Annotated in this window: 23 protein-coding genes; 13 read left to right on the top strand and 10 right to left on the bottom strand. The window is 69.4% G+C overall.

The genetic code is table 11. The features are described 5' to 3' along the window. Position 1: 1 nt before the first annotated feature. Entirely contained in the window at positions 2-1,177 is a 1,176-nt protein-coding gene (locus CACI_RS08280) for a glycerate kinase family protein (protein ID WP_012785875.1), read from the bottom strand. Between the two features lie 130 nt (positions 1,178-1,307). Here CACI_RS08280 and nadA point away from each other — a divergent pair, with 130 nt between their 5' ends. Further along, complete coding sequence (gene nadA, locus CACI_RS08285; protein WP_012785876.1) at positions 1,308-2,501, top strand: quinolinate synthase NadA; 1,194 nt, start codon at positions 1,308-1,310, stop codon at positions 2,499-2,501. A 154-nt stretch (positions 2,502-2,655) separates the two neighbouring features. Here nadA and CACI_RS08290 read toward each other — a convergent pair whose 3' ends face one another. Beyond that, positions 2,656-3,276: a TetR/AcrR family transcriptional regulator gene (locus CACI_RS08290; RefSeq protein WP_012785877.1), complete on the bottom strand. Its 621-nt coding sequence runs from the start codon at positions 3,274-3,276 to the stop codon at positions 2,656-2,658. Between the two features lie 79 nt (positions 3,277-3,355). Between CACI_RS08290 and CACI_RS08295 the strand changes: the two genes are divergently transcribed. The 3 genes from CACI_RS08295 (at position 3,356) to CACI_RS08305 (ending at position 6,110) form a co-directional block, all read left to right on the top strand. Beyond that, entirely contained in the window at positions 3,356-4,351 is a 996-nt protein-coding gene (locus tag CACI_RS08295; RefSeq protein ID WP_012785878.1) for a hypothetical protein, read from the top strand. A gap of 160 nt (positions 4,352-4,511) precedes the next feature. Further along, a complete protein-coding gene (locus CACI_RS08300) occupies positions 4,512-4,877 on the top strand; it encodes a HesB/IscA family protein (protein ID WP_012785879.1) in 366 nt (121 codons plus the stop codon). A gap of 243 nt (positions 4,878-5,120) precedes the next feature. Continuing rightward, positions 5,121-6,110, top strand: coding sequence for a carbohydrate kinase family protein (locus CACI_RS08305; RefSeq protein ID WP_012785880.1), 990 nt, complete (start codon positions 5,121-5,123; stop codon positions 6,108-6,110). 1 nt (position 6,111) lies between these two features. Here CACI_RS08305 and CACI_RS08310 read toward each other — a convergent pair whose 3' ends face one another. Then, complete coding sequence (locus CACI_RS08310) at positions 6,112-7,374, bottom strand: cysteine desulfurase family protein (protein WP_012785881.1); 1,263 nt, start codon at positions 7,372-7,374, stop codon at positions 6,112-6,114. Positions 7,375-7,689: 315 nt separating this feature from the next. Here CACI_RS08310 and ctaC point away from each other — a divergent pair, with 315 nt between their 5' ends. The 3 genes from ctaC to CACI_RS08325 are packed head-to-tail and all read left to right on the top strand — an operon-like array spanning position 7,690 to position 10,792. Further along, complete coding sequence (gene ctaC, locus CACI_RS08315; protein WP_083795597.1) at positions 7,690-8,637, top strand: aa3-type cytochrome oxidase subunit II; 948 nt, start codon at positions 7,690-7,692, stop codon at positions 8,635-8,637. Next, positions 8,634-10,376 (top strand): aa3-type cytochrome oxidase subunit I, encoded by a 1,743-nt coding sequence (gene ctaD, locus CACI_RS08320; RefSeq protein ID WP_012785883.1) that lies wholly within the window; start codon positions 8,634-8,636, stop codon positions 10,374-10,376. The genes ctaC and ctaD overlap by 4 nt, the downstream gene beginning before the upstream one ends. After that, positions 10,373-10,792 (top strand): cytochrome c oxidase subunit 4, encoded by a 420-nt coding sequence (locus tag CACI_RS08325; RefSeq protein ID WP_012785884.1) that lies wholly within the window; start codon positions 10,373-10,375, stop codon positions 10,790-10,792. Before ctaD ends, CACI_RS08325 begins: the two co-directional genes overlap by 4 nt. 189 nt (positions 10,793-10,981) lie before the next feature. Here CACI_RS08325 and CACI_RS08330 read toward each other — a convergent pair whose 3' ends face one another. Next, positions 10,982-11,716: an NYN domain-containing protein gene (locus CACI_RS08330; protein WP_012785885.1), complete on the bottom strand. Its 735-nt coding sequence runs from the start codon at positions 11,714-11,716 to the stop codon at positions 10,982-10,984. Positions 11,717-11,904: 188 nt separating this feature from the next. On the opposite strand from CACI_RS08330, the gene CACI_RS08335 reads away from it, so the two are divergent. Next, positions 11,905-13,230 (top strand): L,D-transpeptidase, encoded by a 1,326-nt coding sequence (locus tag CACI_RS08335; RefSeq protein ID WP_012785886.1) that lies wholly within the window; start codon positions 11,905-11,907, stop codon positions 13,228-13,230. 83 nt (positions 13,231-13,313) lie between these two features. Then, positions 13,314-14,024 (top strand): Uma2 family endonuclease, encoded by a 711-nt coding sequence (locus CACI_RS08340; protein WP_049871512.1) that lies wholly within the window; start codon positions 13,314-13,316, stop codon positions 14,022-14,024. 40 nt (positions 14,025-14,064) lie between these two features. On the opposite strand, the gene trpD is transcribed toward CACI_RS08340, so the two are convergent. The 3 genes from trpD to CACI_RS08355 all read right to left on the bottom strand — a co-directional run bounded on the left by trpD (position 14,065) and on the right by CACI_RS08355 (position 16,640). Next, a complete protein-coding gene (gene trpD, locus CACI_RS08345; RefSeq protein ID WP_012785888.1) occupies positions 14,065-15,114 on the bottom strand; it encodes an anthranilate phosphoribosyltransferase in 1,050 nt (349 codons plus the stop codon). 144 nt (positions 15,115-15,258) lie between these two features. Beyond that, complete coding sequence (locus tag CACI_RS08350; protein WP_049871513.1) at positions 15,259-15,711, bottom strand: DNA-binding transcriptional response regulator; 453 nt, start codon at positions 15,709-15,711, stop codon at positions 15,259-15,261. Then, positions 15,708-16,640: a cytochrome c oxidase assembly protein gene (locus tag CACI_RS08355; protein ID WP_012785890.1), complete on the bottom strand. Its 933-nt coding sequence runs from the start codon at positions 16,638-16,640 to the stop codon at positions 15,708-15,710. Before CACI_RS08355 ends, CACI_RS08350 begins: the two co-directional genes overlap by 4 nt. Positions 16,641-16,872: 232 nt before the next feature. Here CACI_RS08355 and ctaE point away from each other — a divergent pair, with 232 nt between their 5' ends. From ctaE to qcrB, 4 genes are read left to right on the top strand one after another with little or no spacing between them, the layout of a single operon-like run. After that, the gene (gene ctaE / locus CACI_RS08360; protein WP_012785892.1) at positions 16,873-17,493 is read left to right on the top strand and encodes an aa3-type cytochrome oxidase subunit III; all 621 of its coding nucleotides are present in this window, start codon (positions 16,873-16,875) and stop codon (positions 17,491-17,493) included. Between the two features lie 35 nt (positions 17,494-17,528). Beyond that, positions 17,529-18,398, top strand: a complete 870-nt coding sequence (gene qcrC / locus CACI_RS08365; RefSeq protein ID WP_012785893.1) for a cytochrome bc1 complex diheme cytochrome c subunit — start codon at positions 17,529-17,531, stop codon at positions 18,396-18,398. After that, positions 18,391-19,470, top strand: coding sequence for a cytochrome bc1 complex Rieske iron-sulfur subunit (qcrA, locus tag CACI_RS08370; protein WP_012785894.1), 1,080 nt, complete (start codon positions 18,391-18,393; stop codon positions 19,468-19,470). Before qcrC ends, qcrA begins: the two co-directional genes overlap by 8 nt. Next, a complete protein-coding gene (gene qcrB, locus CACI_RS08375; RefSeq protein ID WP_012785895.1) occupies positions 19,467-21,098 on the top strand; it encodes a cytochrome bc1 complex cytochrome b subunit in 1,632 nt (543 codons plus the stop codon). The genes qcrA and qcrB overlap by 4 nt, the downstream gene beginning before the upstream one ends. A 621-nt stretch (positions 21,099-21,719) precedes the next feature. Here the strand turns inward: qcrB and CACI_RS08380 are convergent. The 3 genes from CACI_RS08380 to CACI_RS08390 form a co-directional block, all read right to left on the bottom strand. After that, a complete protein-coding gene (locus tag CACI_RS08380; RefSeq protein WP_012785896.1) occupies positions 21,720-24,284 on the bottom strand; it encodes a DEAD/DEAH box helicase in 2,565 nt (854 codons plus the stop codon). Between the two features lie 335 nt (positions 24,285-24,619). Further along, positions 24,620-25,570 (bottom strand): class E sortase, encoded by a 951-nt coding sequence (locus tag CACI_RS47095; protein ID WP_012785897.1) that lies wholly within the window; start codon positions 25,568-25,570, stop codon positions 24,620-24,622. A gap of 21 nt (positions 25,571-25,591) precedes the next feature. Continuing rightward, positions 25,592-26,728 carry a hypothetical protein gene (locus CACI_RS08390; protein ID WP_041540123.1) on the bottom strand — a complete coding sequence of 379 codons (1,137 nt, stop codon included), beginning with the start codon at positions 26,726-26,728 and terminating at the stop codon, positions 25,592-25,594. Between the last annotated feature and the right edge of the window lie 44 nt (positions 26,729-26,772).

Below are 26,772 nucleotides of genomic sequence, written 5' to 3' on the forward strand. Positions count from 1 at the left end.
CTCAGCTGTGCGACCAGCTTTTCGCGACGCGCTCGGCCAGGGCCGTGAGATGCAACTCCGCGTGGGCCATCGCCTCCTGCGCGGAGCCGGCCTGCTCGGCGACCTCGTAGGCGGCGGCGAAGCCGGCGGCGGCCAGCTCGCGCTTGCCCACCTCGACCAGGCCGGCGAGTACCAGGCAGGGGCGTCCGGACTTCAGCGCCGCCTCGGCGACGCCGGTGGGGACCTTGCCGCCCAGCGAGCTGTGGTCGAAGCGGCCCTCGCCGGTGATGACCAGGTCCGCGCTGGCGATCAGGTCGGCCAGGCCGGTCTCGGTGATGACCGTGCCGATGCCGGGGACGCGGCGGCCGCCCAGGAGCATCAGGCCGTAGCCGAGGCCGCCGCCCGCGCCGGCGCCGGGGGCGTCGAGGGTGCGGCGCAGGGCGCCCGGCTCCTGGCCGATGGCGCCGGCGAGTTCGGCGAAGTGCGTCAGGGCGGCGTCGAGGCGCTGGACGTCGTCGTCGGTCGCGCCCTTCTGCGGGCCGAAGACCGCCGCGGCGCCGCGCAGGCCCAGCAGCGGGTTGTCGACGTCGCTGGCGATGACGATCTCGACGCCGGCCAGCCGGCGGCGCGGCTCGGTCAGGTCCAGCGTCTGCAGGCTCCTCAGGGCTCCGCCGCCGGCCCGCAGGACCTCGGCGGGCTCCGCGCCCAGGGCGGCCAGCAGGCCAGCGCCGCCGTCCGTGGTGCAGGTACCGCCGAGCCCGATGACCAAGCGCTTGGCGCCGTCCTCCAGAGCCGCGGCGATCAGCTCGCCGACGCCGTAGGTGGTCGCGGCCTTGGCGTCGCGCTCGTCGGCGGGGATCAGGTGCAGCCCGCAGGCCTCGGCGACCTCGATGTAGGCGGTGGGATGGCCCGGGACCTCGGCGTCCCCGGCCGCGCCGCCGCGCAGTTCGATCAGGTAGCGTCCGGTCACCTCGGCGCCCAGCGGCCCGCTGACCGTCGCCAGCCGCTCGCCGAAGCGCACCCGGCCTTGGAAGGCGTCGCCGAGCGCGTCCAGGAAGCCCGGACCGCCGTCCGACATCGGGACGCCGGTCACGGTGTCCTCCGGCGAGGTCCGGAGCCAGCCCTCGGCGACGGCCCGCACGGCCTCCGGGGCGGTGAGCGTTCCGGCGAACTTGTCCATGGCGATGACGATGTGCACGCTCCGGATGGTAATCGCTTTCCCCCGTCCGCCGTTGTGACGTCCACCACGGCGGACCGCCCTCGCTTCTCGTCACACTGACATCAGGGTATGATCTCTTAACGTCAGATAGACGAAAAGGGGTAACGGGATGTCCACTGCTTCCACAGCGGTACCGGCGCCGGCCTTCCAAGAGCCGGCTCCCACGCCGGTCAGCCTCCTCCTGCTGGGCCGCACCGCCGACCCGCGCAGCGAGCGCGGCGTGGAGTGCCCGGGCGACCTGCCGCCGGCCTCCGACCCCGACCTGGTGGCCCGAGCCGCCGCCGCGAAGGCCAAGCTCGGCGACCGCCTCTTCATCCTGGGCCACCACTACCAGCGCGACGACGTGATCCGCTTCGCCGACGTCACCGGCGACTCCTTCAAGCTCGCGCAGCAGGCTGCCGCCCGGCCCGAAGCGGAGTACATCGTCTTCTGCGGCGTGCACTTCATGGCCGAGTCGGCGGACATCCTGACGTCCAAGACCCAGCAGGTCATCCTCCCGGACCTCGCAGCCGGCTGCTCGATGGCCGACATGGCGACCGCCGAGCAGGTCGAACGCTGCTGGGAGCGCCTCGAGGACCTCGGCATCGCCGAGCGCGTGGTCCCGGTCTCCTACATGAACTCCTCCGCCGACATCAAGGCCTTCACCGGACGCCACGGCGGCACGATCTGCACCTCCTCGAACGCCGAGCGCGCCCTGGAGTGGGCCTTCGCCAAGGGCTCCCAAGTCCTCTTCCTGCCAGACCAGCACCTGGGCCGCAACACCGCGGTCCGCGACATGGGCCTCTCCCTCGACGACTGCGTGGTCTACAACCCGCACCGCCCCGACGGAGGCCTCACCGACGACCAACTCCGCGACGCGAAGATGATCCTGTGGCGCGGCCACTGCTCCGTCCACGGCCGCTTCACCCCGGAGTGCGTGGACGAGGTACGCGAGCGCGTCCCGGGCGTGAACGTCCTGGTGCACCCGGAGTGCCGCCACGAAGTGGTCGAGAAGGCGGACTACGTCGGCTCCACAGAGCGCATCATCACCCTGCTCAATGAGGCGGAGCCGGGCAGCGCCTGGGCGATCGGCACCGAGCTGAACCTGGTGAAGCGCCTGGCGACGGAGCACCCGGACAAGCAGATCGTGTTCCTCGACAAGAGCGTCTGCTACTGCTCGACGATGAACCGCATCGACCTCCCCCACCTGGTGTGGACCCTCGAGGCCCTGGCCGAGGGCCGAGTGCCGAACGTGATCGAGGTGGACGCGGACACGGCGCACTACGCACGCGTCGCCCTGGAGCAGATGCTGGCGCTGCCGTAGGGGGTCGGTGGCAAACGGGGATGCGGGGGCAAGACGCGGGGCCGGGTTCTCGAGGGTGGAGCCCGGCCTCGACGGTTTTTCGGGAAAAGGCGACCGCAAGCCGCACCAGTCATTCTCGCCCGACCCGGAACCTAAGCAGGGTCCTACCTGCGTATCAGCCTCTTGATCCCGCGCCGCCAAGTCCGTCCAGCGCGGCGAACATCGCCTTGGCCGCCGCCGTCACCTCTGCGCGTACCGCCTCGACTTCCTCACCGGCGGTGAGTTTGCGGCGGATTTCGCCTACGACGGCGCGGAAAGTGGCGGCGAGGGCTGCTGCCAGGAGGTGGGGGAGGGGGTCGCTGGGGGGTGCTTCCTCGGCGAGGGCTGCGGCTAGGGCGGCTTCGGCTCGGTCGGCGATTTCGCGGGCGCGGGCTTGGAGGGAGGTGCTGGCGTCGACGGTGCGCCAGAAGGTGTTCGCCTGCTTGCTCAGGCCGAGGGTGGGGTCGGATTCGGCGAGGGCTTGGAGGAGGCCGTCGCGGATGGCCGCCGTCGGCGTGGTGCCTGGTGGGCGGGTGCGGACCCAGGTGGCGAGGCGTTGTTCGACCTCGGTTTGGCGGTCGAAGAAGAGGTCTTCCTTGGTCGGGAAGTAGTTGAAGGCGGTGTTCACCGACACGCCTGCCGCTGCCGCCACCTCGGCGACCGTCACCTGGTCGAAGCCGTGTTCGGTGAACAGGGCCAGGGCGGCGTCGGAGAGCGCGGTGCGGGTTTGGTGCTTCTTCTGTTCGCGGAGTCCCACGGGGGGATTGTAGTGTGACCGCAAGGTTGGTGTGGATGCAAAGTTTAAGTGACACCAAGTTTGTGGGTAGGGTGGATGCATGTCCTTCAGCTTTGGCATCTATCCCGGTGGGGCGGTCGGCGGCGATCGGGGGATCGTCGAGCCGGTCCTCGCCGACGACCCCGCGCTGATCTCCCGCGCCCTCGATGAGCTGCACGGCTCGCGCCCCGGCTTCCTCGTCCGCGCTTACCTGCCCTTCCGTCCGCCTGCGGGCTCCGGCGAACGGCTCGTTCCCGCCGAGCCCGAGAGGCTGCTCGGAACAGGAACCGGCACAGGAACCACCCGCCGCCTCGAACTCGTCCTCGGCTTCCGCGACCCGGCTGGCGACGTCGAAAGCTGGCTCGCCTTCGTCCGCGAAGCCATCGACACCTACGCCGAGCGCATAGCCCTCCTCCAGATCTGCGAGGAGCCCACCGTCGACGCGCCCTTCCTCGACGGCGCCACCCCCAACGTCCTCAGCGCCCTGGTCCGGGGCGTCGTCGCCGCCCGCGACCACGTCCGCGACCTGGGCCTGGCCGACCTCGCCGTCGGCTTCAACGCGACCCCGACCCTCGGCCCGGACCTGTCCTTCTGGCACGACCTCGCCGCGGCCGCCGCCAAGGAGGCTCCGGAGTTCCATGAAGCCCTCGGCTACGTCGGCTTCGACTTCTTCCCCGACGTCTTCCGCCCGATCCCCGAACCCGATCTCGCCCGCGCCGTCGAGCTCGTCCTCACCGACCTGCGCGAGCGCGTCCTCCCGACCGCCGGGATCGGGCCCGAGGTCCCCGTCCGCATCGCGGAGAACGGCTGGTCCACCGGCGCCGGACGCACCGAGCAGCGCCAGGCCGAGGTCCTCGAGACCGTCCTGTCGACGATCCTCGGCCTCCGGGAGCGCCTGAACATCACCGGGTACAGCCACTTCTGCCTGCGGGACGCCGATTCCGGCGAAGGGTCCGAGAGAGCCTCCAACTCCCTCTATTACGGCTTCGGGCTACTCCGTGCCGACTACACGCCCAAACCCGCCTTCGCCGTCTACCGCGCACTGATGAGCCGGTGAGAACCGCCGCGGACCGGGTATGAGCCCCCGCACAGCCCCGCACACCGATCCGGGACCTGTGCGACCATGGAGACGGAATAGCTTTCGGCGGCGCGTGGTTCCCCCTGGTTGAGCAGGCGCGCTCCACGGGGCGCCGGTGTCCAGAAGAAGGAGTACGCATATGACCGTGCAGACGGAGACCTCACAGGAGGCGACTGTCGCGCAGGGCATCATCTTGACCGCCGAGGCGGCCTCCAAGGTGAAGTCGCTGCTCGAGCAGGAGGGCCGCGACGACCTGTCGCTGCGCGTCGCCGTGCAGCCTGGTGGCTGCTCGGGTCTGCGCTATCAGCTCTACTTCGACGACCGCAGCCTCGACGGCGACGTCGTCGCCGGCTTCGACGGTGTGAACGTCGTCACCGACCGGATGTCCGCGCCGTACCTCGAGGGCGCGACCGTGGACTTCGTCGACACCATCGAGAAGCAGGGCTTCACGATCGACAACCCGAACGCGGGTTCGTCGTGCGCCTGCGGCGACAGCTTCAGCTAAGCCTCGAGACGACCCGTCCGGCCTCCGGCCGCACCCTCCGGGGTGTGTAGAGGCCGCGGCGGCGGTTAACACGGTGGGTGGGCCCGTTCGCGGGTCCACCCATTTGCCGTGCCCGCGACCTGCCCCCTGCACGCCCGCGAGACCTCCGCGGACCACCGCGCCCGACGCCGCCGACCCGGTGTCGCGCCGGTTCCGCCGCGGTGCCGCGACCGACTTCCCCGCCGAACAGAATCGAGTCTCCCCGTGCGCGTTGCCGTCGCCGGTTCCATCGCGACAGACCACCTGATGAGCTTCCCCGGCCGCTTCGCCGAGCAGCTGGTGGCCGACCAGCTCCACACCGTCTCCCTGTCGTTCCTGGTCGACTCCCTGGAGATCCGGCGCGGCGGCGTGGCGCCGAACATCTGCTTCGGGATGGGCAGGCTCGGGCTGCGCCCGGTCCTGGTCGGCAGCGCCGGCGAGGACTTCGGGGAGTACCGGTCCTGGCTGGAGCGGAACAACGTGGACTGCGAGTCGGTCCGGATCAGCGACCTGCTGCACACCGCGCGCTTCGTGTGCACCACCGACGCCGACCACAACCAGATCGCCTCCTTCTACACCGGCGCGATGGCCGAGGCCCGGCTGATCGAGATCGGCCCGGTCGCCGACCGGGTCGGCGGGCTGGACCTGCTGCTGATCGGCGCCGACGACCCCGAGGCGATGCTGCGGCACACCCAGGAGTGCCGCGAGCGCGGCATCCCGTTCGCCGCCGACCCCTCCCAGCAGCTGGCGCGCATGCCCGCGGAGGACATCAAGCAGCTCGTCGACGGCGCGAAGTACCTGTTCACCAACGAGTACGAGGCCGCGCTGATCGAGCAGAAGACCGGCTGGGACGCCGAGGAGATCCTGCGCCGCGTCGGCGCCCGGGTCGTCACGCTGGGCGCCAACGGCGTGCGGATCACCCGCCGGACCGAGGACGGCGAGATCCAGGTCCTCGAGGTCGCCACCCCCAAGGAGGAGGCGAAGGCCGACCCGACCGGCGTCGGCGACGCCTTCCGCGCCGGCTTCATCGCCGGCCTGTCCTGGGGCGCCGGCGAGGAGCTCGCGGCGCAGGTCGGCTGCATGCTGGCGACGCTGGTGATCGAGACGATCGGCACCCAGGAGTACGACCTGAGCCGCGGCCGCTTCCTGGAGCGCTTCGCGCTGGCCTACGGCACCGACGCCGCCGACCAGGTCGTCCGGCATCTGGCGGCCTGAGTCAGCGCAGCTTCTCCAGCACACCGGGCAGCACGGCGAGGAAGCGGTCCACGTCTTCCTCCGCCGTGCCGAACGGCAGCGAGATCCGCACGTTGCCCCGGTCCGCGGCGCCCATGGCGACCAGTACGTGGCTCGGGGTGACGGTGTCGGAGGTGCACGCCGAGCCCGACGACACCTCGAACCCGGCCTCGTCCAGGTCCAGGACCAGCGCCTCGGCGTTGACCGCCGGACAGGAGAAGGCGACCAGGTTCGGCAGCCGCTCGTCCGGGTCGCCGAACACGCCGATGTCGTCGGCGACCGTCGGCAGGACCGCGCGCAGCCGCTCGGTCAGGGCGCGCAGCCGTACCGCCTCGGCCTCCCGCTCCTGCTCCCGGGCCAGCAGCGCCGCGGCGGCGGCGACGATCCCGGGCAGGTTCACCGCGCCGGGCACCCGGCCGTCCTCGTGCTCGTCGACAGCCCACGTCGGCGCGAACCGCGTGCCCTTGCGGACGGCGAGGACCCCGACGCCGGCGGGCCCTCCCCATTTGTGAGACGAAGCACACAGCACGGACCACTCGCGCGGCACCGGCAGCCGCCCGACCACTTGCGCGGCGTCCACCAGCAGCGGCACCCCGGCCTCGGCGGCGGCGCCGAACACCGGCGCCAGCGGCTGCACCGTGCCGACCTCGTGGTTGGCGGCCTGCAGGCACGCCAGGGCGGTTCCCGGTACGCGCAGCTCCCGGGCGAAGGCTTCGGTGTCGACCCGGCCGAGGCCGTCCACGCCGACCACCGACACGACGCCGGAGGCGGTCAGGACGTCGGTGATCGTCGGCTCGGTGTCGGTGTCGGTGTCGGTGTCGGGGGCGACGTCGGTGTCGGTGGCGCCGGGCGTGTCGCCGCCCGCGCCAGTGCCGCTACCTGCGCCGATGCCGCCGCCGGCGGCGCTCCCAGCCGTCGCGGCATGCAGCTCCGCCGCGTGCAGCACCGCGGAGTGCTCGACCGCTGACACCACCAGCCGGTTCCCGACCCGCCGCCGCCCGGCGAGCACCCCGGCGACCCCGTAATGGATCGCGGCCGTCCCCGAAGGAGTGAAAAACACCTCCCGGGCCCGGCAGCCGAGGACCTCGGCGACCGCCGCCCGGGCCTGGTCCAGCAGCATCCGGGACTGCCGCCCGGCCCGGTACAGCCGCGCCGGATCGGCCCAGCCCTCCTCGAACGCCGCCAGCAGCGCGGCACGGGCGGCCGGGTGCGGGGGCTCGGCGGAGGCGGCGTCGAAATGAGTCACAGCCTTGACGATACGGACCCTGCGCCGTCACCCGCCGTATGCGCCAGATCCGTCCGGTACCCCGAGCACGTCCCTCCGGCCGTCGGCGAATATCGGATCAACACCCGTCAGTTCGGCCGGATGTGTGACCGCCGCACCCCGCCACACGCGTTAACCGGGACCTCCGCGCAAGAGGCAATTGGGGCTGGAGTAGGGTTTGGCCGCGAGAGAGAAGACACCGCCCCTGGCAGGGCCGTGACGTGCGGGCACACCGGGTGCGATCCCGGGAGCCCGCTGCGTTCCTGCCGCCAAGGCTTGAACCTCGGGAAGGCAACCTTGAGTCCACACGGCTCCGACCCGTCGCCGCAGCGCACCACCCCGGCGCGGCGATCGCGGCGCGCGAAGCTCGGCGTCCTTGCCGTGGCCGGGCTGGTCGCCCTGACCGCCACCGGCTGCGACGCAGGCCAATTCAAGCGGCTCGGGGTCCCCCAGCCGGCCACCAAGGAAGCGCCGATCATCCTGCACCTGTGGCAGGGCTCGTGGATCGCCGCGCTGGCCGTGGGTGCGCTGGTGTGGGGCCTGATCCTGTGGTGCGTCATCTTCTACCGGCGCAAGCGCACCGGCATCGAGATCCCCGCTCAGACCCGCTACAACGTCCCGATCGAAGTGCTGTTCACGGTCGTGCCGTTCATCATGATCGCGGTGCTGTTCTTCTTCACGGCCAAGGACGAGTCCAAGCTCCTGGCCCTGCACAAGAACCCCGACGTGAAGATCAACGTCGTGGGGCGGCAGTGGTCCTGGTCCTGGAACTACAACTACGACGCGGTCTCCCAGCAGGACACCCCCGGCCAGCTGGCGGTCTACGACGCCGGCACGCCGGCGGACCTGCCGGTGCTGTGGCTGCCGGTGAACGAGCGGGTCCGCTTCACGCTGACCTCCACCGACGTCATCCACTCCTTCTGGGTCCCGAACTTCCTGTTCAAGCTGGACGTGGTCCCCGGGCGCGTCAACGAGTTCGAACTCACCCCCTCCAAGGAGGGCGAGTTCATCGGCCGCTGCGCCGAGCTGTGCGGTGTCGACCACTCCCGGATGCTGTTCAAGGTCAAGGTCGTCTCGGCCGCTGACTACCAGAACCACCTCAAGGCGCTGGCGTCCAAGATCGACCCGGTGACCGGCAAGGGCCAGACCGGTCAGCTGCCCGTGGGTTACAACACCAACGGCGTCCCGCTGCGCGTCGGCCCGCTGACCGGCATCGGCAACGACTCCACAGGGAAAGAAAAGTGACGGCCATCAGTGAACCGCGCGCAGTGAGCGCGCCGTACGAGCGCCGTGAGCCCGGCAACATCGTGGTCAAGTGGCTGACGTCCACCGACCACAAGGTGATCGGGTACATGTACCTCATCACGTCGTTCTGTTTCTTCGGCATCGGCGGCCTGCTGGCCCTGCTGATGCGCGCCGAGCTCGCCCGGCCGGGTCTGCAGTTCCTGACCACGGAGCAGTTCAACCAGGCGTTCACCATGCACGGCACGATCATGCTGCTGATGTTCGCCACCCCGCTGTTCATCGGGTTCGCGAACGTCATCGTGCCGCTGCAGATCGGCGCCCCGGACGTGGCCTTCCCGCGGCTGAACATGTTCGCCTACTGGCTGTTCCTGTTCGGCTCGCTGATCGCGGTCGGCGGCTTCCTGACCCCGCAGGGCGCCGCGGACTTCGGCTGGTTCGCCTACGCCCCGCTGACCGACGCGATCCACTCCCCGGGCATCGGCGCGGACATGTGGATCATGGGTCTGGCGCTGTCCGGCTTCGGCACCATCCTCGGCGGCGTCAACTTCATCACCACCATCATCTGCATGCGCGCGCCCGGCATGACGATGTTCCGGATGCCGATCTTCACCTGGAACATCCTGCTGACCGCGGTGCTGGTCCTGATGGCCTTCCCGGTGCTGGCCGCCGCGCTGTTCGCGCTGGAGGCCGACCGCCGGCTGGGGGCGCAGATCTTCGAGGCCGACAACGGCGGGGCGCTGTTGTGGCAACACCTGTTCTGGTTCTTCGGACACCCAGAGGTGTACATCGTCGCGCTGCCGTTCTTCGGGATCATCACCGAGATCATCCCGGTGTTCAGCCGCAAGCCGATCTTCGGCTACAACACCCTGGTCATGGCGACGATGTCGATCGCCGGCCTGTCGGTGACGGTGTGGGCGCACCACATGTTCACCACCGGCGCGGTGATGCTGCCGTTCTTCGCGTTCATGTCCTACCTGATCGCGGTCCCGACCGGCATCAAGTTCTTCGACTGGATCGGCACCATGTGGCGCGGCTCGCTGAGCTTCGACACGCCGATGCTGTGGTCGGTCGGCTTCCTGGTGACGTTCCTGTTCGGCGGTCTGACCGGCGTGCTGCTGGCCTCCCCGCCGATCGACTTCCACGTGCAGGACTCGTACTTCGTGGTCGCGCACTTCCACTACGTGCTGTTCGGCACCGTGGTGTTCGCGATGAACGCCGGCTTCTACTTCTGGTGGCCGAAGTTCACCGGCAAGATGCTGGACGAGCGGCTCGGCAAGATCCACTTCTGGATCCTGTTCGTCGGCTTCCACACCACCTTCCTGGTCCAGCACTGGCTGGGAGCCGAGGGCATGCCCCGCCGCTACGCGGACTACCTGGCCAGCGACGGGTTCACCACCCTGAACACGATCTCCTCGATCGGCTCGTTCATCCTCGGCGCCTCGACCCTGCCCTTCCTGTACAACGTGTACATCACCGCCAAGCGCGGCAAGAAGGTCACCGTCGACGACCCGTGGGGCTTCGGCCGCTCGCTGGAGTGGGCGACCTCCTGCCCGCCGCCGCGGCACAACTTCACCTCCCTGCCGCGCATCCGCTCCGAGTCCCCGGCCTTCGACCTGCACCACCCCGAGGTCGCCGCACTCGACCTGGGCCACGGACACGGCAAGAAGAAGGCCGCGGTGGCCGCGTCCGACCCGCTGCCGTCCACCCCATCCGGCGACGACGAGGACGGTGCCAAGTGAAGGTCGAAGCCAAGCTCTTCGGGTTCGTCGCCATCTTCCTGATGATCGACATCCCGGTCTACTGGTTCCTGTCCAAGGACACGGTCGGCACCACCGCCCTGTCCATGGCCTTCGGCCTGTGCTCCCTGGTCTGGTTCTACCTGTACTTCACCGCGATCCGCATCGGCCCCCGCCCCGAGGACCGCGACGACGCCGAAATCGCCGAAATGGCCGGCGAACTCGGCTTCTTCGCCCCCCACTCCTGGTGGCCGCTCTACACCGCCGGCTCCGCCGCCCTGGCCTTCATGGGCATCATCTTCGGATGGTGGCTGCTGCTCGTGGCCTTCCCCTTCGGCGCCTACTCGGTGATCGGGCTTGTGTTCGAGTACTACCGGCGGGAGAACAACCGGTACGGCGAGGTTGGTGCGGAGCACTGAGTCAGCGCTCTGGTAACAGAATGTTTTAGTAAGTAAGTAGAGCCCGGTCCGGGAGGTTTTCCGGACCGGGCTCTATTAGCTGCGCGTCGGATCTCGAGCCGGTACGAGAAACGAAAAAACCCGACCCCAGAGGGGCCGGGCGGTATGCAAAAAGACTACTTGACACATGTCCGGGCGTCAAAGTGACGCCTACCACCCAACCGGCTTGGTGATCTTCCCGACAAGGCTTGTGAGCTGCGAAGACGTCAGATCGGCCGCAGTAAGTTGGTACCACCAGTGACCGCCGACGCCGTCTGAGGGGTTGCCGTTCAAAGCCCCCGCGTTGTAGTTCTTGGTGGGGTTGACGAGTCCAAGCGGCACCTTCTGGCGCATCATCCGCACGGGATACGCAAGGTCGCTATCGTTGCTGATCACCACAGCCGCGTCGATGCGGCCTTCGTACACGTCGATGAGCAGGTGACTCGCGACGTTGACGTCGGAACCCTTCTCTTCGCGGCGTGCCACTTGCGCGATGAAGCGAGCGCCAGCCACGGCGGTACCCTGGGCGTCCTGCACCATCAGTGGCCAGTCCGCCGTCACGAGTACGGGCTTGCCCTTTGGCCCCTTCTTCGCGAGAGGCGCGGTGGCGAGACGCTCTACGTAGTAGCCCTCCTCAGAGACGTCAACAGACTTGCTTGCCTGTAGCGCTCGAAGGTAGGTGTCTTGATCGTGCTGAGCGGTGGGGTTCGAACCACCGCGGATTCGGGCGGTGCAGTAGACCACTCGGGTTACGGAAGCTCCGGGCCATCCTGATTCACGGGCCACTAGCGAGTCCGACAGCCCTCGGAGGTCAAGCCATCGCCATCCTGGGACGCCTGAGCCGCCCATGATGAACTTCGCGCCGTAGTACAGGTTGAACCCATCGATGTATACGCCAACACGCATAGTTACACCGTAACGCCTCGTACCCGTGGCAATCGTGGGTTCGCCGAGACCCGGCTCTCCTGTGCCATGTCACAGGAATGTCATGAGATGACGATCTTTCGGGGTCGTGTGCAACGCGTGCGGGTCCTGGGGCGTCTATCCAGGTGTACCAGCAAGTTTCGATGTGACAGGGATGAACGGGAGGACTCGTGGCACACCACCTCGGGCAGGGTGTTACCGCGGGCGGGCGGTGGCGGCGGGCTGTGCAGTGGACGGCGGCTGCGGCGGCCGTGGGGCTGCTGGCGGGCGCTTGTGGGGGGTCGTCGGGTGGGAAGAGTTCGGCGGTGGCGCCGGTGGGGGATGGGCAGACTGCGTCGTCCTCTTCGTCCTCGTCCGGGGGTGCTGCTGGCGGGGTTGCCTCGTCGGCGCCGTCCTCCGCCGCGCTGCCGATAGCGCTGTCGGCGAGTCCTGCGGATGGCGCCAAGGGTGTCGATCCCGGCAAGGGCATCCAGATCAATGCCGCGAACGGCAAGCTGGAGGCTGTCACGGCCACTGACGCTTCCGGCAAGGTGGTCAGCGGCGTTTTGGCCTCTGACGGCTCCTCCTGGGCCTCCACGGGGACGCTGGCGATCTCGAGTACCTACACGGTTGTGGCGAAGGCGCAGGACGCCTCGGGGGCGGAGAAGTCGACCACCTCGAAGTTCACCACCCTGACTCCGCAGAAGCGGCTCGGGCTGGACCATTACGTCCCGAACGATGGGACCACGGTCGGGGTCGGGCAGCCGGTGGCGGTCTTCTTCACCAACCCGCCGAACGAGAAGGAGCGCGCGGCCGTCGAGAAGGCGATGACGGTCACCACGACGCCGCACGTGGACGGCGCGTGGAACTGGCGCGGGGCGACCGAGGCGGACTGGCGTCCGGCGAACTACTGGCAGCCGGGGACCAAGGTGCAGGTGCACCTGGGGCTGAACGGGGTGAAGGCCGGCGAGGTCACCTACGGCTCGTTCACCAAGGACTTCTCCTTCACCATCGGCGACTCGGTGGTCAGCACCGTGGACCTGATGAAGGACAAGATGACGGTCACCAAGAACGGCAAGGTCGTGCGCACCATCCCGGTCAGCGCGGGCGAGGTCCCGAAGCACCCGACCTGGAGCGGCAAGATGGTCGTGCTGGAGAAGGACGCGACCCTGCAGATGACCTCCTCCTCGGTGAACTTCACCGACGCCTCGGACTTCTACGACCTGAAGGTCCAGTCCGCGGTGAAGATCACCAACTCCGGCACCTTCCTGCACGCCGCGCCCTGGAACGACGGCAAGTTCGGCCGCGTCAACGGCAGCCACGGCTGCATCGGTATGAGCCTGAGCGACGCCGCGTGGTTCTTCGGCACGGTGCAGATCGGCGACGTGGTGGACGTGCTGCCCTCGGCGAACACCAAGCCGAACGTCACCAACAACCCCGACCCCGGCTTCGACGACTGGAACCTGAGCTGGAGCCAGTGGTTGAAGGGCTCGGCGGCGGGAGTGCAGGGAGCTTAGGCCCGAGCTGCGAGCACGAGCGGTAACCGGTTGGCCACGTCCTGTCAGAGGGCGTGGCTAGCCTTTGGGGTATGACAGTAGCCATGAACGATGAAGCACCGCCTTCTCCACCGGCCGCCGAGCTGGAGGCGTCGCCGGAGCTCTGGTCCGCGTTTGCTCTGGTGGAGTGGGCCGGTCTGCTCGACGGTGTCACTTTTGAGATGTGGAAACACATCCCCGAAGAGGTCTGCCGGGACCACGAGCTCGACAACGGCCGCCTGATCCGCCGCCAGTCGGGCAGCCCCGGCCACCAGTACTTGTCGCTCCAATTGGCGATGGCGCTTCAGACAGCGGCCAAACGAGCGGTTCAGGAGGGCGCTTTTCCCTGCCTGAAAGTGGCTCAGGATCTCGACACCCGGCTGTGGGAGGTCCCGAAGTCGACGGTCCGCAGACCTGACGTCCTGGTCCACCGTTGCCTGGAGGAATCCGACGAGGACTTGTGGGCGACGCATGTCGTGCTCGCCGTCGAGATCGTCTCGCCGACCAGCCGCGCGACCGACACCGGGCAGGACAACCCCGATGCCGGCTTCGAATCGAAGATGACCCAGTACGCCCGGGCCGGGATCAAGCACTACTGGATCGTGCGCCTGAAGGCGGATGACTCGGCTGTCGAGTCGATCGAGGAGTGGCGTCTGGCGGAACGGCTCGGCCGCTACACGCTCGTGGCGGTGTGGTCGGCCGGAGTCAGCCGTGACGCGGTGTCCACCGAGTACCCGTTCGGTATCGAGATCAGCTGGTCCGATCTCGCGTTCTGACCCGCAGACCCGTAGCAGCGCCAACCCGCCAGCCAGCCGCCTACCGCTCCCGGATCAACCGCTCCGAGACCTCGACCCACTTCGCCAGCACCCGCTCCGCCGCGCCCGAATCGATCGCGTCGGCGGCTTTCGCCAGCCCGGCGCCGAGCCGCTGTGCCACCGGTGCGCCGGACGGCTCCAGTGCCGCGAGTGCCGCGGCTGAGGACAGCAGGACCGCGTCGCGCACCGCGCCGCGTTCGCCGGCCAGCAGGCGGCGGGCGACGGTGGCGTTGAACTCCGGGTCGGCGCCGCGCAGGGCGCTGATGGGGGAGTACTCAATGCCTACGTCGCGGGGGTCGAAGACCTCGCGGATCACGGTGCCGCCGGTCGCGGTCCAGACCGTGGTGGTGGTCGCCACCGAGATCTCGTCGAGGCCGTCGTCGCCGCGGAAGACCAGGGACTCCACGCCGCGGCGGGCGAAGACGCCGGCCACGATCGGCGCCATGCGGTCGTCGAAGACGCCGACGGCTGAGGCGCGCGGGCGGGCCGGGTTGGTCAGCGGGCCGAGGAAGTTGAAGAAGGTCGGGATCGCCAGTTCCTTGCGGGGGACACCCGCGTGGCGCAGGGAGGCGTGGAAGACCGGGGCGAAGCAGAAGGTGATGCCCACCTCCTTCGCGACCTGGGCGACCGCCTCGGGCGGCAGATCCAGACGGACTCCGAGGCGCTCCAGGACGTCGGCGGCGCCGGAGGAGGAGGACGAGGCGCGGTTGCCGTGCTTGACCACGGTGGCGCCCGCGCCGGCCGCGACGATGGCGGACATCGTGGAGATGTTCACGGTGTGCGCGCGGTCGCCGCCGGTGCCGACGATGTCCACGGTCGCGCCGGGGACGTCGATGAGCAGGGCGTGGGTGTACATCGAGCGGACGAAGCCCTCGATCTCGTCGACCGCCTCGCCCTTGGCCCGCAGCGCCACCGCGAAGCCCGCGACCTGGCTCGGCGTGGCCTCGCCGGTCATGATGCGGTCCATGGCCCAGGCCGCGTCGTCGACCGAGAGGTCGTCGCGGCGCAGCACCGCCGACAACAGCTCGGGCCAGGTGCGCTGCTCGGTCATCGGCGGGTCGCCTCCGTCTCTACGGAACGCTCAATGCTCAGTGATCAGTCCACAGCACAATGCTCAACAGGGTGAATCTCACGCGGGGGAAGCCGCCCGGGGCCGTCGTCGGCCCAGGGCCTCCTCCTCGCAGCCCACGAGAACCTACGCGGCGACGCGCTTGGCCAGGCGGGCCCGGACCAACTCCGCGACCGAGTCTGCCAGGGCGACCGGGTCGATCGGGTGCGGCGTCCACGCCTCGGCCCGGGACCAGGTGGCCAGCCAGCCGTCCTGCGGGCGCCCGGTGAGCACCAGCACCGGCGGGCACTGGTAGATCTCGTCCTTGAGCTGGCGGCAGACGCCCATGCCGCCGGCCGGGGTCGCCTCCCCGTCCAGGATCAGGATGTCGAAGCCGCCGGCGTCGACGGCGTTGACCACCGCCAGCGGCGTGGCGAACTCGTGGGTCTTGATCGGCGGCAGGTCGGCGGCCACCCGGCGCCCGAGCGCCAGCACGACCTTCTCCCGCGTGGTGGAGTCGTCGCTGTAGATGAGGACCTTGACGGCCTGCTCGCCGGCGGACGCGTGCACCCCTTGTTGTCCTGTGTTAGGAGCGTTCATGTGACGGAGCTTACTCGGCGTGCTTCCTCGGCTTCCAGACGGTCGAGCCTTCGATCTTCCCGCTCGGCCTCGCGCTTGGACTGCTGGGCCCACTGGATGCCCAGCGCCAGGAACACAAAGAATCCCACCAGGTCACCCGAGCCCCACAGGATGCCGCCGGCGGCGTGCTGGTCGGCCAGCGGCGAGGAGCCCCAAGTGCGGCCGAGACTGGTGTAGTACGAAGCCGCGAGCAGATCGTTGTCCTGCATGATCGTCAGCCCGAGGATGGCGTGGAACGGCAGCGTGGCGAAGATCGCCAGCAGCCGGAACGGGTACGCCAGCCGGTTCGGCACCGGGTCCACGCCCAGCAGCGGCCAGAACCACAGCGAGCCGACCAGGATGAAGTGCAGGTGTGTGACCTCATGCAGGTAGGGGTGCTCCAGCGTGGCCTGGTACCAGCCGGTGAAGTACAGGGCGAACGGCGTGGCCACGAACAGCACCCCGGTCACCAGCGGGAAGGACATCACCCGAGCGAACCGCGAGTGCAGCAGCCGCACCAGGCGCTTGCGCCAGCGCACCGGCAGCGTCCGCAGCGCCAGCGTCACCGGGGCGCCCAGACACAGGAACACCGGGGTCACCATGGACAGGACCATGTGCTGGATCATGTGGACGCTGATCAGCGTGTCGTCGTAGGTCCCCAGGCTGGACATGGTCGCGACGACCATCGTCCCGAGTCCGCCGCCGACGAACGCCACGGTCCGCCCGATCGGCCACTTGTCACCCCGACGGGTGAGAGTGGACACCCCATAGAGGTACAGCCCGCCGACCGCGACGATGACGGCCGCCAGCCACGGATCCACCGTCCAAGCGGTGAGGATCCGGGTGACGGTCAGGGCCGGCGGGACGTCGTCGCCGCCGGCGAGGAACAGGTCGGGGGAGAGGTGACTCACCCGTCCAGCGTAGGACTGCGTTCTCGGATGGTTGTACGCAGGTCCGACATGTCCGCTCAGCCCCGCGTGGAACCGTCGCGCATCCCGCAGTCCCAGGACACTGAGCGTGTCCGGAGCTTTGGCGGGAACCGCTCGATCCGGGCCTTCGTTAACTCGATCGGCCCCATACACACAGGACACTGGTTCCTTAACACCCACCCCCGGCGCGGAGCCGCCATGGGGTGACGACATAATGGCGGCCGTGGCGACAGCAACTGCAACTACTCAAGCGGGGCAGGCCCACCGCCTGCCCAACCGGCCGAACCTGGTCAGCGTCGGAACGATCGTCTGGCTGAGCTCGGAACTGATGTTCTTCGCGGCGCTGTTCGCGATGTACTTCACGATCCGCTCAGTGCACGGGTCGCAGTACTTCGTGCAGCAGGCCAAGCACCTCAACATGTGGCTCGCCGGACCGAACACCACCATCCTGGTGCTGTCCTCGGTCACCTGCCAGATGGGTGTGTTCGCGGCCGAGCGTGGGGACGTGCGGAGGCTGCGCTTCTGGTTCATGATCACGTTCGTCATGGGCTCGATCTTCGTCGCCGGCCAGGTCTGGGAGTACTCGGCCCTGGTGAAGGAGAACCTCTCCATCGGCGCGAACGCCTGGACGTCCGTGTTCTACCTCACCACCGGGTTCCACGGTATGCACGTCACCGGCGGTCTGCTCGCGTTCCTGCTGGTGCTGGGCCGGACCTACCTGGCCAAACGATTCACCCATGATCAGGCCACCTCCGCGATCGTCGTGTCCTACTACTGGCACTTCGTCGACGTGGTGTGGCTCGGCCTGTTCTTCGTCATCTACATCATGAAGTAGTCCGGACCAGTGGAATCGGTAAGGAATCCTCTGTCGTGAACACGCTTTCGGCACGACGGCGCCATCCGCTGGCCGCGTTCGTCGTCCTCTTCTTCGCGCTGGCCTTCATCGGCGCGGCCTACGCCACCCTGGGCTCTTCCACGGCGAACGCATCGGCCGCTTCCGGTGTCACGCAGGACCAGCTCACCGCAGGCCAGAAACTCTTCCAGTCCTCGTGCTCGTCCTGCCACAACATGAACGGCCAGGGCGTGCAGGGCTCGGGTCCCTCGCTGATCGGAGTCGGTGCCGCCGCCGTCGACTTCCAGGTCGGCACCGGACGCATGCCCGCGATGCAGATCGGACCGCAGGTCCCCAGCAAGCCGCCGATCTTCTCCCCGGAGCAGATCGCCGACATGGCCGCCTACATCGGCTCCCTCGGCGCCGGTCCGGACATCCCGGACCCCTCGCTGTACAACGCCGACCCGAACAACGCCGCGAGCGTCTCCAACGGCGGAGTGCTGTTCCGGACGAACTGCTCGCAGTGCCACAACGTGGCCGGCGCCGGCGGTGCCCTGACCGACGGCAAGTACGCGCCGTCGCTGCGGGACACCTCGCCCAAGCACCTGTACGAGGCCATGCTCACCGGCCCGCAGAACATGCCGGTCTTCAACGACAACGTGATGTCCCCGCAGGACAAGAAGGACATCATCGCCTACCTCCTGCAGACCCGCACCGGTGCCAACCCCGGCGGTCTGGACCTGGGCTCCATCGGCCCGGTCTCGGAAGGGCTGTTCGTCTGGACGATCGTGCTGGGCCTGCTGATCGTGTTCGCCTGCTGGATCGGCGCGCACACCACCAAGGCCTCCCGCGCCCGCGTCGCCCACTTCGAGGCGACCACGGGGAAGGACGCCACCGACAATGACTGATCGGGACATGGAAACGGACCACCTGCCTGAGAACACCGGTGGGGCGGGCCACGGCACCCTGACCAAGGAAGCCGTGGCGGAGAACCCCTTCCAGGACCCCGGCCTGCCGGCTTACCGGCCCCGGGTCACCGACATCGACGCCCGGGCCGCCAAGCGCGCCGAGCGCCAGGTCGCGCTGCTGTTCCTGATCGCGATCGTGGGCCTGATCGGCTCGATGGTCTGCTACACCTTCATCCCCAACACCCGGGTGCACCGGTTCACGGGCCTGGGCACCGTGAACATGAACAACCTGGCGCTGGGCCTGTGCCTGGGCTTCGCGTTCCTGGCTCTCGGGGGCGGGGCCATCCACTGGGCCCGGACCCTGATGACCGACGTGGACCTGGTCCAGGAGCGGCACCCGATGAAGTCGGACCCCGAGTCCACCGCGTTCGCGGTCTCGGAGTTCAAGCAGGGTGTCGCCGACTCCGGCTTCACCAAGTACCCGCTGATCCGCCGCTCGCTGCTCACCGCCATGCTGGTGCTGCCGCTGCCGGCGGTGTGGCTGCTGCGCGACCTGGGTCCGATGCCGAAGGACAGCCTGCGGCACACGCTGTGGGCGCCGGGGCAGAAGCTGGTGAACCCGAACACCGGGCAGCCGCTGAAGGTCTCGGACGTCACGGTCGGCACGCTGGCCCTGGCCAACCCGGCCGCCCTGGCCGACGACCCGGAGAACCGGATCGACAACCTGGCCAAGGCCGCGGTGCTGGTCGTCCGGCTGCCGCAGGACGCCCTGAAGGGCTCCGACGCGCAGAAGAAGAAGCAGTGGGACTGGTCGGTGGACGGCGTCATGGCGTTCTCCAAGATCTGCACCCACGTCGGCTGCCCGGTGGCGCTGTACGAACAGCAGACGCACCACATGCTGTGCCCGTGCCACCAGTCGACCTTCGACCTGTCCGACGACGGCAAGGTCATCTTCGGCCCGGCCGCGCGGTCGCTGCCGCAGCTGCACATCACAGCCGACGCCGACGGCAACCTGGTCGCCGTGAGCGACTTCCAGGAGCCGGTCGGCCCGAGCTTCTGGGAGCGCGGATGAGTACCACGAACGCCCCGGCTACCGGGGCAGCGGCCGAGGACGTCAAGACCGACCCGGTCACCAACTGGGCGGACGAGCGGCTCGGGCTCCTGCGAGGTTCGAAGGGCCTGATCCGGAAGGTCTTCCCGGACCACTGGAGCTTCCTGCTCGGCGAGATCGCGCTGTTCTCGTTCATCCTGATCCTGCTCTCCGGCGTGTTCCTGACGCTGTGGTTCAACCCGAGCATGGGCGAGGTCCAGTACAACGGGTCCTACCGCCCGCTCGACGGCGTCTCGATGTCCGAGGCCTTCGCCTCGACGCTGAAGATCAGCTTCGACGTGCGCGCCGGACTGCTGATGCGCCAGGTGCACCACTGGGCGGCCCTGATCTTCCTGATGGCGATCATGGTCCACATGCTGCGCATCTTCTTCACCGGTGCGTTCCGCAAGCCCCGCGAGATCAACTGGCTCATCGGCTTCACGCTGATGGTGCTGGGCCTGCTCGAGGGCTTCGCGGGCTACTCGCTGCCGGACGACCTGCTGTCCGGTACGGGTCTGCGCATCGCCTCCGGCGTCATCCTGTCGATCCCGATCGTCGGGACGTACGTCTCCTACTTCCTGTTCGGCGGCGACTTCCCCGGGCACGACTTCATCCCGCGCCTGTTCACCATCCACGTGCTCCTGATCCCGGCGCTGATCGTCGGCCTGGTGACGGCGCACCTGATCCTGGTGTTCGTCCAGAAGCACACCCAGTGGGCCGGACCGGGCAAGACCAACGAGAACGTGGTCGGCCTGCCGCTGCTGCCGGTGTACACCGCCAAGGCCGGCGGGTTCATGTTCGTGATCTTCGGCGTGGTCTTCCTGCTGGCGGGCCTGGTCCAGATCAACCCGATCTGGGCCTACGGTCCCTACACACCAGACCAGATCAGCGCGGGTTCCCAACCAGACTGGTATATCGGCTTCCTCGAAGGCTCCCTTCGCATGATGCCGAACTGGGAGTGGAACATCTGGGGCCACACGCTGTCCTTCAACGTGCTGATCCCCTCGCTGGTCGTCCCGGGCATCCTGTTCACCGCCCTGGCCGTCTGGCCCTTCCTCGAGCAGTGGATCACCGGCGACAAGCGCGAGCACCACCTGCTGGACCGCCCCCGCAACCGCCCGACCCGCACCGGACTCGGCGTCGCCGGCATCACGTTCTACGGCGTCCTGTGGCTCGCCGGAGGCAACGACCTGATCGCGACCCACTTCCACCTCTCAGTGGAGGCACTGACCTGGACCTTCCGCGTCCTGGTCTTCCTGGGCCCGGTCATCGCCTTCTGGTGCACCAAGCGCATCGCCCTGGGCCTCCAGCGCCGCGACAAGGACAAGGTCCTCCACGGCCGCGAGACCGGCATCATCAAGGTCTCGCTGGACGGAGAGTTCACCGAAGTCCACGAACCCCTGTCAGCCGGCGAACGCTTCCGCCTGACAGCGCACGAAGTCCAAAAGCCCCTCGAACTCGGCCCCGCCACGGACGAGAACGGCGTGGAGCGCCCGGGCAACCGAGCCCTCAAGCTGCGCGCCAAGGCCTCCCAGGCCATGTTCTCCGACCACGTCGAGACCACGGTCGAGGAGTACAAGGAGCTCGAAGCCGGACACGGTCACCACTAGGGCTGTGTTCGCTGACGCAGTCAGCTGTCGCACATCGCAGGGGTCTCGCCTTCGGGCGGGGCCCTTGTGGTTTTGGGGGGCGGTGCGCGGGGGGCTGGGTTGGAGGCGGGCTGAGGCAGATGGCGGCAGGCAGGGCGCTGGCTGGCGGGGCAGCGCCGAGCCGGATGGTGCGCAGGGCCACGCTGGGTCGGATCAGAGGCAGAGCTGGAGCTGCTGCAGATAGCAGGCAGGGTGCTGGCATGGCTGAGGCGAGCTGGATGGCGCTCAGGGCCAGGCCGGGCTGGATTAGAAGCAGGCAGGATGCGGGCGCAGGGCTGAGGCGAGCTGGTGGGCGCTGGGCTGGGCCGGAGGCTGGGACCGGGTAGTTGGCAGAGGGCTGCCAGGGCTGATTCGAGTGGCGCGAGGCTGGCTGGAGGCCGAGCTTGCGGGGCTGAGGCGAGCTGGATGGCGCTCGGGGTTGGGGCCGTTCGGAGGTCGGACTGGCTGGTAGCTGGGCAGATGGCAGGCAGGGTGCTGTCAGGAGTGTCGCGTGAGCCGGAGTCGAGCTCAGGCTTGATGGCTCAGTAGGAAACCGAAAGGGGACCGCGCCAGGCGCGGTCCCCTTTTAGTACTGCTCAGCGATTACCAGCGGCGGTCGCGCGGCGGGCGGGTGTCGCGCTGCTCGGTGCCGTTGCTGTAGCCGCCGCGGGGGCGGCCGAAGGCGGTGCGCTCGCCGAAGGTGCGGCGCTCGGCGTCGGGGGTGTCGCGGCGCTGGCTGCCGTAGCTGCCGGTGCCGCGGTTGGGGGTGCTGTTGCGGTCGCCGTAGGGGCGGCGCTCGCCTCCGCCACGGTTGTCGCGGTCCCCGAACGAGCGGCGCTCGCCGCCGCCGTTGAAGCCGCCGGTGCGGCCCTCGGTGCCGCCGCGCTTGTCGCGGTCGCCGAAGGAGCGGCGCTCGTCGCTGAAGCCGCCGCGCTTGTCGCGGTCGAAGCCGCCGCCGCGGTTGTCACGGTCGCCGAACGAACGGCGCTCGCCACCGTTGAAGCCGCCGCCACGGTTGTCGCGGTCGCCGAAGGAACGGCGCTCGCCGCCTCCCCGGTTGTCGCGGTCCCCGAAGGAGCGGCGCTCGCCGCCGTTGAAGCCGCCGGTGCGGCCCTCGGAGCCGCCGCGCTTGTCGCGGTCGAAGCCGCCGCCGCGGTTGTCGCGGTCGCCGAACGAGCGGCGCTCGCCACCGCCACGGTTGTCACGGTCGAAGCTGCGGGCACCGTCGCGGTCGCCGTACGAGCGGCGCTCGCCGCCGCCGAAGCCGCCGCCGCGGTTGTCCGAACCGCCGCGGTTGTCGCGGTCGAAGGTGCGGCCGGAGCCGTTGCGGTCGAACGAGCGGCCCTCGCCGCCACGGCTGTCCGAGCCGCCGCGCGAGTCCCGGCCGTTGAAGCCGCCGCCGCGGTTGTCGCGGTCGCCGAACGAGCGGCGCTCGCCGCCGTAGCCCGAGCCCGAGCCCGAGCCGGAGCGGGACCCCGAGCCGAAGCCCGAACGCTCGCCGCCGCCGGAAGCCGACCCGGAACCGGAAGCAGAGCCCGAACGCTCGCCGCCGAAGCCGCCGCCGCGGTTGTCGCGGTCCTCGAAGCGTCCGCCGCGGTGGCCGCGGTCGAAGCGGTCGCGGTCCTGGCGGAAACCGTCGCGCCCGTCGCGCCCGTCACGTCCCTCGCGCCCGCCGCGGAAGCCGCCCTCGCGGTTCCCGCGGAAGCCGCCGTCGCGGCCCTCGCGCCGGTCCTCGCCCATGCGGGCCTCGCGCGCCGCGCGGCGGGCCGCGTGGTAGGCGTCGGCCTCGGCGACGTACTCCGCCACCGGGCGGCCGCCGGTCAGCTCGCGCAGCTCCGCCGAGCTCGGCGCGACGCGGGTCAGCTCCGCGTCCACGCCCGCCTGCTCCAGCAGGCGCATCGTGCTCTTGCGCTGCTTGGGCAGCACCAGGGTGACCACGGTGCCGCTCTCGCCGGCGCGGGCCGTGCGGCCGGCGCGGTGCAGGTAGTCCTTCGGGTCGCCGGCCGGGTCCACGTGCAGGACCAGGTCGATGCCGTCGACGTGGATGCCGCGGGCGGCGACGTCGGTGGCGACCAGGACCGGGACGCGGCCTTCCTTGAAGTCCGCGAGGGTCTTGGTGCGGGCCCGCTGGGTCATGCCGCCGTGCAGGGCCAGCGCGGAGACGCCGGCCTCGCGGATCTTCTCGGCGATGCGGTCCGCGCCGAGCTTGGTGCGGGCGAACAGGATGGTGCGGCGGCCGTCGTCGTCGCCCGGGGTGTGCCGGGCCGCGATCTCGGCGGTGACCATCGACTTGTCCGCCGGCTCGACGATCAGCAGGTGGTGGTCCATCTGCGCGGAGTCTTCGCTGTCGGCGGTGACCGAGTGCAGGACCGGGTCGGTCATGTACTGCCGGACCAGCTCGTCGACCGCGCCGTCGAGCGTGGCGCTGAACAGCAGGCGCTGGCCGGTCGGGTCGGTCTGCGACAGCAGCTCGGTGACGATCGGCATGAAGCCCATGTCGGCCATCTGGTCGGCCTCGTCCAGGATGGCGATCTCGACCTCGGACAGGTCGCACTCGCCCTGCTCGATCAGGTCGGTCAGCCGGCCCGGGGTGGCCACCAGCAGCTCCACGCCGCGGCGCAGCGAGTAGACCTGCTTGTACATCGGCGCGCCGCCGTAGACCGCGGCGATGTCCGCGCCCACGGCGAAGCCGTACGGCGTCAGCGCGTCGCTGACCTGCATCGCCAGCTCGCGGGTCGGCACCAGGACCAGGGCCAGCGGCTTGCCCTTGCGGGCCCGCTTGCCCTTCAGGTTCGCCAGCGCCGCCAGCCCGAAGGCCAGGGTCTTGCCGGAGCCGGTGCGGGCCTTGCCCAGCACGTGCCGGCCGGCCAGCGCGTCCGGGATGGTCGCGGCCTGGATCGGGAAGGTGTTGTGCACGCCGTTCTCGGCGAGCTTCTTCACCAGTTCCTCGGGCAGGCCCAGCTCGGTGAAGGCGACCGGGTCGCCCTCGGCGGACTCGGTGTCGTCGAAGTCGACGTCGTGCGGGCCGTCGTTCTCCTCGAGCTCGGGCTCCTCGAGCTCGCTGAGCTCGCCGAGGTCCGTGAGCTCGTCCGTGAGCTCGGCGCCGAGCTCATCGCTGAGCGCGTCGGTCTCGATGATGATGTCGTTCTCAGGGGTGATTGCAGACATGGCTGATATAGCCCTTCTGAAGGCGGACACGTCCTCAGGGGCGCACGAGCGCATGGATTGCGCCGCAGCGGTGTACAGAACGGTCACAAGGCGGCCTGGTCCCATTGTTGGACGACCAGGTAGGCGATAGCCGCGCCTGAAGTGGTGGACCGGGGAATGGCAGGTTCCGGACCCCACTGCGTTCTGCGTCACATGAAGGAAGCCGGTTTCCGACCGGCTTCTAAGGTGACCTGTCCCGCGCAGCGTTCGCTTGGATCGATCCATCGTAGCGGCCACCCCTGCGAATCCAAGAATCGCGCTGGTCAGACCCGCCTCAGGACCGTCTCGAGCGGGCCTCAGGTGTGCCGATTCGGGTCCTTCAACTCCGCCGGCGGGGGACCGTTCAGCGGGTCCACCCGGACCAGGTGCCCCCACCAGATGAGCCGGTACGTCGAGGCCCATTCCGGGGTGCACGTCGTCAGGGTGATGTACCGCCCCGGCGCGGTGAACGGCCCGCCCTTCGGGATCGGCGCGATCGTCCCGATGTTGGTCGGGTCGGTCTGGGGCAGCTCCTTGTCCAGCGCGTAGACGAACCAGCCGTGCGTGGTCTCCACGACCACGTGGTCGCCGATCCGCAGCTGGTTGATGTACCGGAACGGCTCGCCGTACGTCCGCCGGTGCGCAGCGACGGCGAAGTTCCCGGTCGGGTCCCACGGCATCGCCGTGGCCGGCGTCGTGTAGTGCCCGACGGCGCCCTTGTCGAGCACCTTCGCCTTGTCCACCCCCTGCATCACGGGGATGTCGTCCTTGCCGATCGCCGGGATGGTCATCAGTGCGAAGCCCTCGCTGGGCGCGAACACCGATTTCGGCTGCGTGCCGGCCGGAGCCGTCGGCGCCAGTTGCTGCTGGATCTGGTTGGCGACGGTGTTGGCGGCCTTGTGCGCCTCCACGTTCGTCCACCACAGCGTGTAGACGACGTACAGCGCCATGACGGCGCCGAGCGTGATCAGCACCTCGCCGAAGCCGGAGAGCACCACCAGCCGGCGTCGCGCCGACCTGGCGGCGCGCTCGGAGGTGCGGGCTGAACGGGTTCCGGGCTCAGAGCCCTGATCCGCGCGGTCGTTCTCGCTCCCGTTCCCGCTCCCGTCAGGGAACTCAGAACTCGGCGGCGGCGTGTAGACGACCCTCGGGATCACCTCCGTCTGAGCCTCAGCGGGCGGGACGGGTGAATCGGTGATCCGCGGGATGTACTCGGTCGGCGTCTCGTCGGATGACGCTCTGCCGAAGCCGCCTTCGTCGCCGTTCATGCCGGAAACCGTAGCCGACGATCATTCCTCCGGTGGGCTGTATCCCGAATGACGGGGACCGCTCGGCGCCTCCCATTCCGACTCCGGTTTCACCGCCGCGGGCCTGGGCTGCCGCCGCCGCTGCCACAGGACATACCCGCCACCAGCGAGGATCACGAGCAAGCCGAAAAGCAGGATCGGATTGAAGCCGCCCGAGCCGCCGCCGCTGCCCGCAGCCGCATGTGACCCGTTCGAGGGACCCGTCGAAAAGATCGGGTTGGTGGGCCAGACGTTGGCGGTGTCGGTGGTCCCCGGTGCGGAGATCGGCGACGACGGCGCGACCGACGGCGAGCCTGAAGGGGACGTCGGACCACCCGAGGACGGCGTCGCGGAAGCAGAACCCGGATTCGCCGCGCTCGTCGGTCCCGACCGCGTGCTCGGCGCGCCGCTGCGCGGCGGCTGGTTGACCGGGAACATCGCGTCGAACCCCGGCAGCGTCTCAGGATCCAGGGGTTGCAGGCTCGCGGCCTGGACCGGCGCGATGACCCCGAATCCGAGCTGATCGGTGTGCTGATTCCCCGACGCCGGGTTGATCGAGCCGGCCATCTGCGCCACGACCTGCCGCGCCGGCCAGTTCGCGTGCCCGGCCCGCAGGATCGCGGCCAGCGCGGCGACGTAGCCGGCGGCGGTCGAGGTGTCGTTGCCGTACGCGGCGAGCGTCACCGTGGGACCGTACGACGAAGACTGCTGCGGCGACCCGGATTCGCCCGCGGAGGCCACGTTCACCACACCCTGCGGACGCGGAGACATCGCCTCCCCGGTGTCCCCGGCCGCCGCGATCACCAGCGAACTGCCGCCGATCGACGCGGGATCGACCGAGGTGTCCGCGACCACCACTATCGCCCCGCTCGCCGACCCGGACTCCACCGTCGCGTCCGGTGCCAGAGCCCTGATGGCGCACGCCGCCTCGGCGACCCGGTCCGGGGCGCCGACCACGCCGATGGTGACACCGCCGCCCTTGGTCCCGGCGATGCTCCACGCCCGCGTGCCGTTGAACGCCAGCATCGCGGCCTGCGAATCAGGGCACGAAGCAGTGGCCGCGTGCGCCCGCACGGGAACCGCTCCGAAACCGGCGAGCAGCGCCGCGCACCCGATGGCGACCAGAGTCTTTCTCAGCACATGGTGACGCTACCCGAAGCGGGGGCGCCTCAACGGCGCGCGCG

It is taken from the genome of Catenulispora acidiphila DSM 44928, assembly GCF_000024025.1.
In the GTDB taxonomy this organism is placed as follows: Bacteria; Actinomycetota; Actinomycetes; order Streptomycetales; family Catenulisporaceae; genus Catenulispora; species Catenulispora acidiphila.

What these genes read in the sequence shown, in the direction of transcription:
- qcrA (WP_012785894.1), top strand. Translation starts at nt 18,391, where the DNA reads ATGACTGATCGGGACATGGAAACGGACCACCTGCCTGAGAACACCGGT.
- CACI_RS08300 (WP_012785879.1), top strand. Translation starts at nt 4,512, where the DNA reads ATGACCGTGCAGACGGAGACCTCACAGGAGGCGACTGTCGCGCAGGGC.
- CACI_RS47095 (WP_012785897.1), bottom strand. Translation starts at nt 25,570, where the DNA reads ATGAACGGCGACGAAGGCGGCTTCGGCAGAGCGTCATCCGACGAGACG.
- qcrB (WP_012785895.1), top strand. Translation starts at nt 19,467, where the DNA reads ATGAGTACCACGAACGCCCCGGCTACCGGGGCAGCGGCCGAGGACGTC.
- CACI_RS08380 (WP_012785896.1), bottom strand. Translation starts at nt 24,284, where the DNA reads ATGTCTGCAATCACCCCTGAGAACGACATCATCATCGAGACCGACGCG.
- CACI_RS08350 (WP_049871513.1), bottom strand. Translation starts at nt 15,711, where the DNA reads ATGAACGCTCCTAACACAGGACAACAAGGGGTGCACGCGTCCGCCGGC.
- CACI_RS08340 (WP_049871512.1), top strand. Translation starts at nt 13,314, where the DNA reads ATGAACGATGAAGCACCGCCTTCTCCACCGGCCGCCGAGCTGGAGGCG.
- trpD (WP_012785888.1), bottom strand. Translation starts at nt 15,114, where the DNA reads ATGACCGAGCAGCGCACCTGGCCCGAGCTGTTGTCGGCGGTGCTGCGC.
- CACI_RS08330 (WP_012785885.1), bottom strand. Translation starts at nt 11,716, where the DNA reads ATGCGTGTTGGCGTATACATCGATGGGTTCAACCTGTACTACGGCGCG.
- ctaE (WP_012785892.1), top strand. Translation starts at nt 16,873, where the DNA reads ATGGCGGCCGTGGCGACAGCAACTGCAACTACTCAAGCGGGGCAGGCC.
- nadA (WP_012785876.1), top strand. Translation starts at nt 1,308, where the DNA reads ATGTCCACTGCTTCCACAGCGGTACCGGCGCCGGCCTTCCAAGAGCCG.
- CACI_RS08295 (WP_012785878.1), top strand. Translation starts at nt 3,356, where the DNA reads ATGTCCTTCAGCTTTGGCATCTATCCCGGTGGGGCGGTCGGCGGCGAT.